Source organism: Serratia sp. TSA_198.1 (assembly GCF_052686505.1).
The window spans coordinates 772,532-786,182 of sequence record NZ_JBQZFP010000001.1; the positions used below are offsets into that span (position 1 = coordinate 772,532).

General features: G+C 54.2%; 9 protein-coding genes. 3 read left to right on the forward strand and 6 right to left on the reverse strand.

The window, feature by feature from the left end; translation table 11 throughout:
- Positions 1 to 9: 9 nt before the first annotated feature.
- Positions 10 to 456: a MerR family DNA-binding transcriptional regulator gene (locus ACUTSW_RS03625; protein ID WP_434463083.1), complete on the reverse strand. Its 447-nt coding sequence runs from the start codon at positions 454 to 456 to the stop codon at positions 10 to 12.
- Between the two features lie 71 nt (positions 457 to 527).
- Between ACUTSW_RS03625 and ACUTSW_RS03630 the strand changes: the two genes are divergently transcribed.
- Complete coding sequence (locus ACUTSW_RS03630; RefSeq protein ID WP_445583697.1) at positions 528 to 1,751, forward strand: NADH:flavin oxidoreductase/NADH oxidase family protein; 1,224 nt, start codon at positions 528 to 530, stop codon at positions 1,749 to 1,751.
- 31 nt (positions 1,752 to 1,782) lie between these two features.
- Here the strand turns inward: ACUTSW_RS03630 and ACUTSW_RS03635 are convergent, their stop codons facing one another.
- From ACUTSW_RS03635 to ACUTSW_RS03655, 5 genes are all read right to left on the reverse strand, one after another.
- Positions 1,783 to 6,879 (reverse strand): RHS repeat domain-containing protein, encoded by a 5,097-nt coding sequence (locus ACUTSW_RS03635; protein WP_445583698.1) that lies wholly within the window; start codon positions 6,877 to 6,879, stop codon positions 1,783 to 1,785.
- A 279-nt stretch (positions 6,880 to 7,158) separates the two neighbouring features.
- Positions 7,159 to 7,551 carry a hypothetical protein gene (locus ACUTSW_RS03640; protein ID WP_445583699.1) on the reverse strand — a complete coding sequence of 131 codons (393 nt, stop codon included), beginning with the start codon at positions 7,549 to 7,551 and terminating at the stop codon, positions 7,159 to 7,161.
- 104 nt (positions 7,552 to 7,655) lie between these two features.
- Entirely contained in the window at positions 7,656 to 8,060 is a 405-nt protein-coding gene (locus ACUTSW_RS03645; RefSeq protein WP_013812915.1) for a fucose-binding lectin II, read from the reverse strand.
- An 11-nt stretch (positions 8,061 to 8,071) separates the two neighbouring features.
- Positions 8,072 to 8,473, reverse strand: coding sequence for a hypothetical protein (locus tag ACUTSW_RS03650; RefSeq protein ID WP_004944514.1), 402 nt, complete (start codon positions 8,471 to 8,473; stop codon positions 8,072 to 8,074).
- The gene (locus tag ACUTSW_RS03655; RefSeq protein ID WP_445583700.1) at positions 8,470 to 9,759 is read right to left on the reverse strand and encodes a hypothetical protein; all 1,290 of its coding nucleotides are present in this window, start codon (positions 9,757 to 9,759) and stop codon (positions 8,470 to 8,472) included. Before ACUTSW_RS03655 ends, ACUTSW_RS03650 begins: the two co-directional genes overlap by 4 nt.
- A gap of 938 nt (positions 9,760 to 10,697) precedes the next feature.
- On the opposite strand from ACUTSW_RS03655, the gene ACUTSW_RS03660 reads away from it, so the two are divergent.
- Together ACUTSW_RS03660 and ACUTSW_RS03665 are read left to right on the forward strand one after the other, a co-directional pair.
- Positions 10,698 to 12,083 carry a diaminobutyrate--2-oxoglutarate transaminase gene (locus tag ACUTSW_RS03660; RefSeq protein WP_445583701.1) on the forward strand — a complete coding sequence of 462 codons (1,386 nt, stop codon included), beginning with the start codon at positions 10,698 to 10,700 and terminating at the stop codon, positions 12,081 to 12,083.
- An 18-nt stretch (positions 12,084 to 12,101) separates the two neighbouring features.
- A complete protein-coding gene (locus tag ACUTSW_RS03665) occupies positions 12,102 to 13,574 on the forward strand; it encodes a pyridoxal phosphate-dependent decarboxylase family protein (RefSeq protein WP_004944506.1) in 1,473 nt (490 codons plus the stop codon).
- Positions 13,575 to 13,651: the final 77 nt, after the last annotated feature.

Consider the following 13,651-nt stretch of genomic DNA (forward strand, 5'->3'; position numbering starts at 1 on the left):
ACTTCTGGTTCATTTGCTCGATGTTGTGGTGACATCGTCACTTTTTTGCCGGTGACCTGCTGTCTTTTTTGCCACCAAATCCGAGGTTTCCTTTTCCTGGCACATGCCTTCGATGCCCAGGATGGCCAGCTTGCGCTTCGCCTCCAACAACGATTTTCGCTGTGCGCTCAGAGTCGCCATCACCCGGTCGATCTCGGCAAGCCGCGCGTCGAGGTTCTGCGTCAGGCTGTCCTCATAGGCTATGCCCTCCAGCGCCAGCAGATTACCCATGGCCTCCAGCGTAAAACCCAAGCTTTGCCCGAGCTGAATCAAATGCAGCCGCTCCAGCGACGCTTGCCCATACAGGCGATAACCATTGGCGCCACGTACCGCTTTGGGCAGCAACCCCTGTTGCTCATAGTAGCGTATCGCCGATGCCGTTATACCCGAACGCTCCGCCAATTCACCTATCTTCATTTCGCTTGACCTTAAAGTTAACTTTAATCTTAGTCTACATGATATCAACCACCGATTAAGGAATCACCATCATGTTTAGTCCGCTTATTCTGCCCAACGGCAGCCGCCTTCCCAACCGCTTGGCAAAAGCCGCGATGGAGGAAAATATGGCCGACGCAGGCCAACTGCCCGGCCACGCACTGCATCGTTTATACCGTAGCTGGGCGCAAGGTGGCGTCGGTTTAATCATTACCGGTAACGTCATGATCGACGGCCGGGCAATGACCGGTCCAGGTGGCGTGGCGCTTGAGGCGGATACTCCGCTGGAACCCTTTAAAGCCTGGGCAAAAGCTGCGCGTCACAACGGCACGCAAGTCTGGATGCAGATTAATCACCCCGGCCGCCAGGTCATGGCCGCAATGGGTGGCACCGCCTGGGCCCCCTCCGCTATCGCGCTGGAAATGGGGAAACACAGCAAGATGTTCGCTCAGCCAACTGCCATGAGCCCGATGCAGATCGAGGAAGTCATCACCCGCTTTGCCGACACCGCACACGCCGCCGAGCAAGCAGGGTTCACCGGGGTGCAAATTCATGCTGCGCACGGTTATTTGATCTCTCAGTTCCTGTCGCCGCTGGCCAATCAGCGTACCGATCAATGGGGTGGCAGCCTCGCTAATCGCGCACGTTTACTGTTAGAGGTGGTACAGGCTGTGCGTAAGCGAGTATCGCCAGGTTTTTGCGTAGCGATCAAGTTGAACTCCGCCGATTTCCAGCGCGGCGGCTTCTCCGAAGACGATGCAAAGCAGGTGATCTTGTTGCTTAACAGTTTGCCGGTCGACTTGGTCGAATTGTCCGGCGGCAGCTACGAAAGCCCGGCGATGCAGGGCAAAACGGCGGATGGCCGTACGTTGGCGCGCGAAGCCTATTTCCTGACGTTCGCCCGCGAGCTCGCGGCGGTCGCCGACATGCCGATAATGACGACGGGCGGTATCGCTCGCAAGGCTGTCGCTCAGCAAGTGCTGGAGAGCGGTATTGCGGTGGCAGGCATGGCAACGGCCCTGGCTGAGGTACCCGACCTGCCGCTGCAGTGGCAAGCCGGCAAGGAACCGCACGCGTTGCCCAAGCCGGTTGAATGGAAAAACAAAACGATGGCGGCGCTCGCTCGCATGGCGCTGATCACACGTCGCCTGCGAGCACTGGGCAATGGCCACTCGCGCAGCGTACGTTACTCGCCGCTGGTCTCGTTAATCGTTAGCCAACTGCGTACAAAGCGCATAACCCGTCGCTATCGCGAATGGCTCCAACAGCGGGCCTAAGTGCGAATGGAATGAGGGGGCAATGCCGCTTCTACACAGGCCGATAAGTGACAGGCGTCACTGTGCCATTGACCACCTCAGCAATGCTAATGGCGACGGTATAGGCCTCCACCGGTCGATTGAGCGTATTGGCTATGGTTTGCGCCATGTTTTCCACGCCTATCCATTTCCCGGCGGAACAAGAAATCAGCCTGATGGTGCCCCCGCCGCCCCCGATATTATTCTGTATCGCCTGGGCCGTGGTCTTGGCGGAAGCATACCGATACCGGCCATGCACATCCTCAGGGAACGAGAATCGCGGGTGCCCATGCACAATCACCGTATCCTGCCCTGCGGTCATCGCCCCCAGATTACCACCTTGCCATTGATTGGCTTCTCGGGGATTGAACTCAAGAATGGTATTGGGCGTGCTCGTGTCCGTAACGACGCTGAACTCCGTGGCACTCATCTCCACAGGCGTGGTACGGATGCCGCCGACTTTCCCGAAACCGAAATGCGCGCCCGAAGCCATCACGCCGGCTCCCATGCCGACCGCGGCGCTGATGCCGATGTTTTCCCACACGTCGGCGCTGAAGAATGCCTGATGTTCGAAGCCGGCAGTGACGCCGGCGGATGCCACCGAGCCGGAGAAACCGCCGGACACTGAAGCCGACAGGACACCGACGGCCGTAACTCTCCCGGCCGACCAGCCCGCATTCATCGCGGTGCTCATCGCTCCACGACCGACCGCGCCGCCGACGCCGGCGCCGACTGCGCCGGAGACCGCCCCCGCCAGCAGGCTGACGCCCCAATCCTTGGCGCTCAATCCAGGTTCGCCGCTCGCATGGAGACCCCATTCCGTGACGCCATTACTGGCCGCCGTACCGGCCACACCCGCCACCGCGCCGACCGCGATCGAGGCGCCCATGCCCGTACCCAGGACCAATGCGCCTGCGCCGCCCGTGATAAGCCCCACGGCGACGCCCGCGATAGCCGCACCGATCATCCATCCTATGCTCAAATCCCCGCTGGGATCGCTGCCCATGATGGGATTGCCATTCGCATAGTTGTAGCGGTTGATAAGGTCGGTGGTATCCCGGCTCATGAAGCGCTTGATGCCGGGATGGTAGTAACGCGCCCTCAGATAGATCAGGGAAGACTCGAGATCGGTATATTCGGCGGTATATCTGAACGGGTTTACGCTGATATCGGCAAGCCGTTGACTGGCACCTTCTTCTTGCCCATAGGGTTCGTAAGCGTAGCTGGCATCCCTCTCGCAGGAGGCATCGAGGACGCCGACGATGTCCCTGAAGGAGGAGATGAAATAGTCGGGGACGGTGATCCCTGCGCTGTCGACCAGGCGAACGTATCTCTTGCTTCCGTGCGCCAGGTAGTGGCTGGTTTTATCTCCCTGTATCTCATTGACGATATTGGGGGATGAGGAATAGTCGTAATAAAACCGTATCGCCGCGCCATCATTGACCTTTTTACTGGCCCGCAGCCCATCGGGGTAGTAATCGTATTCGGCGACCAGATTGCCGCCGACATCGCTATATCCAATCAGCCTGTTTTGCGCGTTGTAGCGATATGTGCCGCCCGTCCCATCGTCTGTCAAATTGCCATTGGCGTCGTAGGCGAAGTTTCTTGCGCCGGACGAGGCGTCGATACGCAATAACTTGTTGTCCTGATCGTAGGTATAGGTCGTCGACTGGCTTGTCGCGCCGACCCTGCGCTCTTCCTGGATGACGTTGCAGGCCGCGTCATACCGGTAGGCCGTGACGACAACCTCGCCACCCAGGATTTGTTTCCGCTCTTCCGTAAGCTGGTTGAGGCTGTTGAAACTGTAGTTCGCCAGATAATTCAAATTGGCATCTTGCGCAAACGCGCCCGAGCTGGATTGCAGCGTGACCAGGTTACGGGTGATCGGATCGTAGGTATATTGCGTCACCAGCAAAACAGGATGGGTCGCCCCCTCGGACGTATCGGTGATGACCGCCTGCGCAAGGGAACCGAAACCATCATAGGAGAAACTGCTCGAGATGCCGTTGCTGATCTGGATCGACTTGAGCTTGCCGCTGTTGGCGGCGCTCTCCTCTTTGCTGTAATAGTCGGTCTGGACGCTGTAATCCTCTCCGACGATCTGTTGCCGAGTTACCCGGCCATAATTGTCGTACGTATATTGCGTGACCTTTCCTATGGCATCGGTGAATGTGCTGAGCAGCCCCGTGCCGAGGTCATATTCGTAAAGGATCTTTTTCCCGTCGGGATAGGTCACCGACTCAATCGCACCGCCCAAACTGTAGCCATACGCAATACTCCCGTTGCTCTCCCCCTGGCGGAACTCTTCTATGCTCCGCACCTTATACGTCAAGGGATCATAGGTATATTGCTTCTTGCACTGCGCCCCCTGGTCAGTCCATGCAACCGATACCAACTGGTTATTGGCGTTGTAGCCGCATGCGAACACCGTTCCCGCATAATCCGTGTAACTGGATACCAGGCCGATCTCGTTATAGACATACGAGTACTGCTGGCCGAGCGCATTGGTGTCGGTGAGCAACTGATTCAAATTATCGTAAAAATAGGTATCGCCGCCGGCGGTGGACGCTTTCGTCTCCGGTGCGCTGACATCAACGCCGGTGAATACCGCATTGGTAAATAAATCCCTTGAAATGTCCTGGCGTTGCACGATGTCGTCACTGCCTGTCGCGCTGTAGGAACTGACCTGATTATTGACATCGTATTGGAAGGATGCCGCCAGCCATTCCTTCCCTGCCGATGGCTCCCCCGTCAGTGACTTGATGATGTTCGAATAGCTGTTGGAGAGGCTCGACGCCGACAGGCTCTCGGAAGAAAGCTGGCTGGAGTAAGTGACTTGGTTGAGCGCATTGTCATGCTTGCTCAACGTGCTCACCTTGACGCCGTTAAAGAACTCGGTCTTGGTTTGAGCCACGGTGTCATATTCGTAGCGATTGACATTGCCAAGCGCATCCGTCGCCGTGGCCAGCTGGTTTCTGCTGTCATAGGTATACAGGATCCGGGAGTCGGCGCCCAGGATGCCTTCGGTCCAGATCAATTGGCCCTTGTCGTTGTACCCATTGGCGGTGAGCGTACGCTCCGCCTTGTCATTACCGCCGTTGTCGGCGGTTTTGACCAAATCCGTGAACCCATTGTTGTAGGTGTAGGTTTCATATCCGTTGGCATATCGGGTCGTGGCCTTGTTGACGGGGTCGTCGAAAATACACTCCGTCACCACGCCCATGGGATCGGTCGAGGTCAGTTGGCGGCCGATATTGTCATAGGTATAGCTGGAACCATAATTCAGGGCATTAACCTGGCTAATCATCCACCCCGTCACCGTATCGATTTCAGTCGTATTCGGTATGCCTTGCGCATTGGTGGTGGTGACCGTCAATACGGGAACGGCCAGGGCGTAACGGGTCGAGGTCTCCGTGCTCTCCAGCGCATGGTTTTCGCCATCGGCCCATTCCAACTTCTCGTAAACAACCTTGCCCGAGGCGTTGTAGCGATAAGTGATCTTCTTGTTCGGGCTAAATATGTCTTTTCCAGCGGTGGAGACGACAAAGCCGTCTGTGCTCGTTGCGATATTCTTCTTGTCGTCGGTCAGGTCATTGGCGATTCTTCTGAGGATAGTCCCATCCGTACAGTCGTAAGTATCCTGCCGGACAAGCTGCCCATAGCCGGCATAATCGTAAAGGGTTTGCACCTTATTGAGCAGTTTGGGCACCTCGCCCGCCACCCTGCTGCTATAGGAGCGGACTTCCGTCGGCGCGCCGTAATCGTCGAAATCCGATTCTATCTCGCTGATTAGCGTTTCCCCCGCGTCGTTGTAGATCTCGGTCACGACCTTGATGGGGGTCTGATAATTCGGTATCAGTTTTAATTCGTAGTACGGCGGAAAGTATTTCCCGTCGGTTTCGCTGATGAACGTATTGGCGACCTGCCGGATAAGCCGGCGCGGTGCATCCTTGGTGAAGGTCTTCGTCACGAGCTCGAGATGGAGCCGATTGTATTGATGCTCCACAACGAGCACGCCATCGTCGACCTGGCTCACATAGCGGTAATCGTCGTCATTGCTTTGCAGCAGGGTATCTTGATATTTCCCCATGATGTATGTCGGATAACCCGTGTAATCGTGGGCATCGCCGTTGGGGTCATAGGAATAGGAAACCGACCTTGTCTGGATTTGTCCGGCGGTATCGACATAACTCTGCCTTGTCGCGGCGATGCAATCGATGCGATAAAACTGCGACCGGTTCGCATCGACATAATAACGCAGCGTGGTGTATTCATAGACGACCGAGACGTTGTTCGGATAAGTAATCTGAGAAATCAAGTCGTTCCTGACCAGCCCGCCTCGATTGGCGATGGTGAACTTTTGCCCCAGCGGATTGACGTAACCCACCAGATAGCTTTGGCTATCCACCAGATAGGCAAAGGAGATATCGTTTTTCCCTCCCTGGGGATAAGCGATCTCGATGCCCTCGCCGCTATAAGCGAAGGTGATCGCCTGCCCGGCAAACCCGACGATGCTGGACAACTTGCTGCTATAGACATCGCCCTCTTTCGTGTAATAAAAAATGGCAGGGTTGCCCCAGCGGTCCACCACGCCAATCAATCTGCCGTGAGCGTCGAAATACTGCGTTTCGCCGCTGATAAATTGCAATGTATTGCTGTACGTTAGCTGGTTATCGTAAGGGAACGTCCCCGAATCGTTGGTGAAGACAAGATCCTTCAGGTTGTAGTAGCGCAAACCCGAGTCATACATATCGTCGATGTAATAAGCGGACGAACCATTAATAAATACCTGGCTCGCTGCGATATAGCTGAATGAATAGCTCCAGCCCAAAGGAAGCCCAAGAAGCGTGATCCCCGAGGCGATAGATTGCGGGCTGTAAACGATGGAAGGCGTGATGTTGCTGCCCAAGGCACCAAAGAAAGTCGGCGGCGAAAGAGTAACCTGCAGCGTGCCTGTGCGCGGATCGACCTCATAGCCAAGGGCGCTATAAGTCGGGGCGTTGGAATATCCCGGTTCGCTGGACGACGCAGCGAGCAAGTTCGCTTTCACTTTCAGGTTGGCCGCCTGATTCTCGAGCACCTTGACATCAAGATTATTTTTGTTTCCCATGGCACGCCCTATCTATCGGTATTTCGTGCGCACGACCGCTCTTCCTCCCGACATGCCGGTAGAGAGATTCAGCCTGCAAGATATCGCACGGATATGGTTGACGACGGCGTTCCAGAATAGGCGGCCATCGCTGCAAAAATGTCGGCTTGCCCCCACGGCCGACTCACGCGCAGTCGCGCCGACAACGCAAACTCATACCACGAAAAACACTGTGCGGCGGATGCCCATCGTGCACTCGCGTGCGTCAATGAGTATCCGCTGCAGCCTTCAACAGGCAGATCAGTAATAAGTGTTGAACAAGATCATGTCGATCATGGAGCCGGACGAAAAGCCCGCGAAGGATACGGTCAATCCGGTGCCGAAAGACAAATCGCCATCCCCGGTCACGCGCCCCGCCTCATAGGTCACGCCATCGCAGACCAGTTTGATATAACCGACGACATCATCATTGGTGCACAAGCGCAAAATAGTAAATTTCCCATCTTGCGGAAGCTTGAAACTGGCCGACGTGCCACCGCCACCACCGCCATATTTGTTATTGCCAATTTGTATGGAATCGATTTTGCTGCCGCTCTTGATCACCACCTGTTGGCCGCCGGTATCCTGGATGGAGTTGAAAGACCCACCATCTCCGCCATAAGACATTTGATTTTTACCTGCTAGTGCCTTCATCACTACCTCCATCAATGTGTCGTCAGATTTGTTATTGGTGCGAGGATCTTTTCGAGCCAAGCGGCTTTGTCCCGCTCGGCTCGATCGGCCTTTTGGTCGAGGAGTTAACCCACGAACTGGAACCACTGCAGCTGTAGCAATGAATCGTTGTAATCATTGTCGGTGTAGTCTTCGCTGGCAAAGATGTATTTGCCAAAATAGACCGTTGCGCCGCTGGTAATCACATCCTGCGACCAGATCACCTGCGAATAGCGTTGCCCGCTATTGGTGCCGATCCAGATGGTGTAATTCCCGGAGGCATCCGCAGCCTGGAAGAACCCCTCGCCTATCTGCGTGGGTGTGCCGCCGCTGGAACTGGCCCCCTGCGTAGTGAAAACCACGTTTGAACTGCTGTCTTTCAGCTGAATAAACTGGTTTGCCGAGCTTTGAACCAGAGCAGACCAAAAAACTATTTTTCCGGAGGGAATATTGATGGCAATACCATTGCCATTTACGGGTCCAATTGCCATGTCTTTGCTCCTCAACCGATGCTGTTAAACCAGGTCAGTGTCAGGCAGGTATCATTGAAATCCTGATCCGCGCCGTCTTCACTAATGAAATTGAAACAACTGGAGTAAATCTGGCTGCCGATATTTAACGCGATTTCATCCCACATAACCTGGGACCAGGACTGGCCATTGTTATAGCCAATGAAAACGGTATAAACCCCGCTGCCTGCGGTAACAAACGAGCCCTGGCCAATTTGGGTCGGCGAATGCCCGCCTGTCGATGCACCTTTGCTCTCAATAACCACCTGATTCGTCGAGTCGCGAACCAGAACATATTGTGAGTACGATGCCTGAACATTGGCGGTCCAAAATAGCGTTTTGCCTACGGGTAAGGTGATGGTGATGCCATTACCGGAAACGGGTCCAATACTCATAAACCTCTCCTGCTATCAGTGTTGCCTGGGTTGATGATGGAACTGCCGTGAGATGGGGCTAACAAGCCGGTGCTATTATTGCTTTTACAAACAAAATCAGGCTGCTGCTGTTTTAGGGCATTGCAAATGTCATTGGCCATGGCAACCTGGCTTTGTGCCGTAAAGTTATTAGGAAACGCCTTTGCCGTCATAAATATCGACGATAGCTGTTGGTAATAACTGTTATCGGTAATGATCGGCTGTTGCCAGAATTGCTGGGTGGCCACCAACAACGTCCGCCACGGCGTACCGGCGGGCAGATCTTTGGACTGCACGATATAATTTTTCATCGCCGTCCCGGTCATTAACGTGGTGAACGCTTGCGCATTGGCCGCACATTGGCTGCCCGGCTTGCACGTCGCGGCGCTGGAAACAAAAGCATCTTCAAATAACAGCGGTTGGGGGTGTTCTCCCCAAGGGGTAGGCACGACATACAGCGGTTTTTGCGCCGACGAATAGAGATTCACGTAGAAAGACTGCTCGGAAAAGCCCATGTCGGTACTGGCCTGCCCGGAGGCGAACACCTGCTCGGCACCGCCATTCGGGGCGTTATGATAGGTGTTATTGGTGCACTTGTTGACCCCGTTAAAGCTGCAGGTATCAGACAGTGAAACCAATTGATGGACAACGCCGTTATCAGGCGGCATTTGCATCGCCTGTTGCAACGCACCGTAACCATAGGTCTGCACATAAGCGTTGATATAATCGGAAGGAATAGCCCAACTGCCATTAAAGCTGCCTGCCATTTTGGCGACTGACGAGGTTCGGGTATTCAAATAATTCAGCATTTTCGACAAGGTTTTCTGCTGCTGAATCGCCTGATCGAACGCGTAGAAAAAGTCCATGCAGAGCCAACTGGGGATCGCCCATAACTGGCCTTGGTAAGTCGCCCCCGCCAGCGCCACGGCCCAGGGCGCTTCGCCGGTAATCTGGGCGGGGTTGATCAGATGATTATCCGCCAGGAAACCCAGATAAAGGACATCAAGCTCAATCACGTCAAATCCATCATTACCCAGCAGGACCGGCAACTCGGTAAAACTGTAAATATTCACCTGCGGATTCAGCACGGCATTGAGTAACACCTGCGGGTGCTGCGACTGATAAGTCTGCACAATATAGGCGACCAAATTTTCGAAGTTATCCGTGGGCAGCGTAGGAAGAAAAGGATAAAGCGAGACGTTCAATACTTGCGTTTGTTGCCCATTCAGCACCAGCGTTTGATTGGGGCCGCTGGGCGTTATGGTCATCGCGCGGGTTTGCAGGTTATTGCACTTTGCCCAATTAATTACAGGGTCTTTCGGCCTGCTGGTGTTCTGTCCGACAAAGAATGACTGCCCCGGCTGCACCTTAATGAACCAATCGAAACTGCTGCCTGAAGAAATCGTCCAACCGTCAACCGTGCAAGTAATGGGCGATAAGGAGGTGTTTTTCAATATTAGCTGGCCGGCAACAACCGCAGTGCTGCTAAAAAAGGACAGCAACACTGCAAAGGCGTAGAATAACGCCCGATAAATTAAGTTCATAGAAGCCTCGCATAAAAACAATAAACAACGGCGCCTCCTTTTTTCGAGGAAAATAAAAGGCGTAATTATTCCGTGGCGGTATGCGGCAGAAAAATAAAAGTCACTCTGAAAGCTAATGTTTTTATGTTTAACTCTATTAGCGTGATCTTTATATTTATTGAAATGACTTTAAATGTGAATGTTCGATAAAACATTGGGGTCGTGAATCTTTTTTAATATAGCATCAAGGGTAATTCCCTGCAAAGATCCTCAAATAAAAATTATGTATTCATCCGGGTACATACTCACCATGATAATAAAATACGGCCGCAATTATTCGATATTTATTGATTCACGTACCGCCTCTGCTTAAGGTCGCGACTGGCGCGGCCTGGCGGACTAGCCATCCCCCGCCGGTCAGTCTATCGCCACACAAAAAACGTGTCTAAATGTTTGCCAGCAAACATTTTAGCCGGTAGGTGCAACCTCGGGGGAGCCACGAACGGTCATAAAAACAGCAACATATTGATTGAAGCTAAAAAAAATCAGTAAAATCAAAGGGAAATAAGCTATTGAGTCCCAGGCTAAAAAGCCATATATTGTACGCGATTTTTTACCGGGTTTACTTTTAAATTCAATTAATTCAACCAGGGCGTTTTGATACCCCCGGTTGTAGGAGAGATATGATGACGGATAAAGTCCGTATTGACACTTTAGTTGCGAATTCATTAAACGGAAACAATGAAACCTATTTGGCGAGACAGGCCGAATTTGAATCGAATGTCAGGAGTTATCCGCGCAAATTGCCGCTGGCCATTGCCAAAGCAGAGGGCGTGTGGATCACAGACGTTGAGAATAATCAGTATCTTGACTGCCTGGCTGGCGCCGGAACCTTGGCGCTTGGGCACAACCACCCTGACATGCTGAAAAGCATCCAAGATGTCATTACCAGCGGCTTGCCGTTACATACTCTCGATCTGACAACGCCGTTGAAAGATCGTTTCTCCGAATATCTGCTCTCCTTGTTACCCGGCCAGGGTAAAGAGTATTGCCTGCAGTTCACCGGCCCTTCCGGCGCAGACGCCGTTGAAGCCGCACTGAAACTGGCAAAAAAACACACTGGCCGCTCCGGCGTGATCAGCTTCTCCGGCGGCTATCATGGCATGACCCATGGTGCGCTGGCGGTAACGGGTAACCTGTCACCGAAAGAAGCCATCAACGGCATGATGCCGGAAGTCCAGTTTATGCCTTACCCGCACCTGTACCGCTGCCCGCTGGGCATTGGCGGCGAGGCTGGCGTCAAGGCATTGACCTACTATTTCGAAAACCTGATCAATGACGTCGAAAGCGGCGTACGTAAACCTGCGGCCGTCATTCTGGAAGCCGTTCAGGGTGAAGGCGGCGTTAACCCGGCGCCGACCGAGTGGTTGCAGCGCATTCGCAAAGTCACTCAGGAACACGGCATTTTGCTGATCATCGATGAAGTTCAGGCCGGCTTTGCGCGTACGGGCAAATTCTTCGCCTTTGAGCACGCGGGCATTGAGCCGGACATCATCGTGATGTCCAAAGCCGTAGGCGGCGGTTTGCCATTGGCCGTACTGGCCATCAAGAAGCAGTTTGACGCCTGGGAGCCTGGCCACCATACCGGTACCTTCCGCGGCAACCAATTGGCGATGGCTACCGGCCTGACCACCCTGCAGCACCTTAAAGACAACCAGATTGCCGAAAAAGTGGCTGCCCAGGGCGAATGGCTGAAAGCCAAACTGGCCGAGTTGCAAAAGCGTTATCCGGTGATAGGTCACGTGCGTGGTCTGGGCTTGATGATTGGCATTGAGATCGTCAAACCTGGCGAAGCGCAAGATCATATGGGTTGCTACCCTGCCGATGGCCAATTATCCGCATTGCTGCAGAAAAAATGCTTTGAAGCCGGGCTGATTCTGGAGCGCGGTGGCCGCAATGGTTGCGTACTGCGTCTCCTGCCTTCCCTGCTGATCACCAACGATGAGTTGGGTATTTTCCTGGATAAATTTGAACAAGCCCTGTTAGCGGCCGGCGTCAAACCCGTCTGAGTGGAGTGAATGACCGCGATGTCCAAGTTAAACCCGATTCTGGCGGCCTCGGCGCAAAGCACCGAGGCATACCAGCAAGCGATTGCACAAAGTAGCCAGGCCGTTGTGCAGTGGCTGCAACAACCTGAGATGTATCAGGGGAAAACCGTTGCCGAACTGCGTGAACGCATTACGCTCGATTTCAATCCACAGGGCCTGGGCAACCAGGCCGCGATTGAACGCGCGATTGAGTACTTTTTAAAAGACAGCCTGTCGGTTCACCACCCGCAGTGCGTGGCGCATTTGCATTGTCCAAGCCTGGTGGTCAGCCAGGCCGCTGAGGTTTTGATTAACGCCACCAACCAAAGCATGGACTCCTGGGATCAAAGCCCATCCGCCACCATCATCGAGATGAAGTTGATCGAATGGTTGCGTACCCAGGTGGGTTATCAGCCTGGCGATGCCGGGGTATTCACCAGCGGTGGTACCCAGAGCAACCTGATGGGCCTGATGTTGGCGCGCGATGCCTTCTTTGCGCGCCAGGGGCACTCTATCCAGCAGGATGGCCTGGTCGGCAACCTGAAAAAGATTAAAGTCTTATGTTCTGAAAACGCCCACTTCTCGGTGCAAAAGAACATGGCGTTGCTGGGTCTGGGTTATCAATCCGTCACGCTGGTGAAAACCGATCGGTTCGCGCGTATGGACCTGAACGATTTAGCCGAAAAAGTGGCGCAGGCCGAAGCTAATGGCGAGCAGATCCTGGCGATTGTAGCGACCGCAGGCACCACGGATGCCGGTGCTATCGATCCCCTGCGCGCTATCGCTCAGTTGGCGGCGAAACACCAGATCTGGGTGCATGTCGATGCAGCCTGGGGCGGTGCATTGCTGCTGTCGGAGAAATACCGCGATTATCTGGATGGCATTGAATTGGTGGATTCCATTACGTTGGACTTCCATAAGCAATTCTTCCAGACCATCAGTTGCGGCGCCTTCTTGTTGAAAGAAGCCCGTCACTATGAGCTGATGCGCTATCAGGCGGCCTACCTGAACTCCGAGTTCGACGAAGCGCAAGGCGTGCCGAACCTGGTGTCCAAATCGCTGCAAACCACCCGCCGTTTCGATGCGTTGAAACTGTGGATGGGTCTGGAAGCTCTGGGGCAAAAGCAGTACGCGGAGATCATCGATCACGGCGTTACGCTGGCGCAGCAGGTTGCGCACTACATCGGCGATCAACCGTCGCTGGAACTGGTTATGCAGCCGCAGTTGGCCAGCGTCCTGTTCCGTTACCTCCCGCCACAGTTGGCGGCGAGCGGCGATGCGGCGATTGCATTGCTCAACCAACGGATTGGCGATGCTCTGCTGGAATCGGGCCGCGCCAACGTGGGCGTTACCGAGTTTGATGGCGTCACCTGCCTGAAAATGACGTTATTGAACCCGACCGTCAGCCTGGAAGACATTAAAGTGTTGCTGGCGCTGGTGGAAACCACTGCACAGCAGTTGCCGACCGCTTAAACCCGGTTTGCCGTTAACTGCAGTTAAAAGCCGATAGCATTCTGCTATCGGCTTTTTTATTGCGATCGCAGAAGGTT

Coding starts and splice junctions, on each gene's coding strand:
- ACUTSW_RS03625 (WP_434463083.1), bottom strand. CDS start 456: ATGAAGATAGGTGAATTGGCGGAGCGTTCGGGTATAACGGCATCGGCG.
- ACUTSW_RS03630 (WP_445583697.1), top strand. CDS start 528: ATGTTTAGTCCGCTTATTCTGCCCAACGGCAGCCGCCTTCCCAACCGC.
- ACUTSW_RS03635 (WP_445583698.1), bottom strand. CDS start 6,879: ATGGGAAACAAAAATAATCTTGATGTCAAGGTGCTCGAGAATCAGGCG.
- ACUTSW_RS03640 (WP_445583699.1), bottom strand. CDS start 7,551: ATGAAGGCACTAGCAGGTAAAAATCAAATGTCTTATGGCGGAGATGGT.
- ACUTSW_RS03645 (WP_013812915.1), bottom strand. CDS start 8,060: ATGGCAATTGGACCCGTAAATGGCAATGGTATTGCCATCAATATTCCC.
- ACUTSW_RS03650 (WP_004944514.1), bottom strand. CDS start 8,473: ATGAGTATTGGACCCGTTTCCGGTAATGGCATCACCATCACCTTACCC.
- ACUTSW_RS03655 (WP_445583700.1), bottom strand. CDS start 9,759: ATGACCATAACGCCCAGCGGCCCCAATCAAACGCTGGTGCTGAATGGG.
- ACUTSW_RS03660 (WP_445583701.1), top strand. CDS start 10,698: ATGATGACGGATAAAGTCCGTATTGACACTTTAGTTGCGAATTCATTA.
- ACUTSW_RS03665 (WP_004944506.1), top strand. CDS start 12,102: ATGTCCAAGTTAAACCCGATTCTGGCGGCCTCGGCGCAAAGCACCGAG.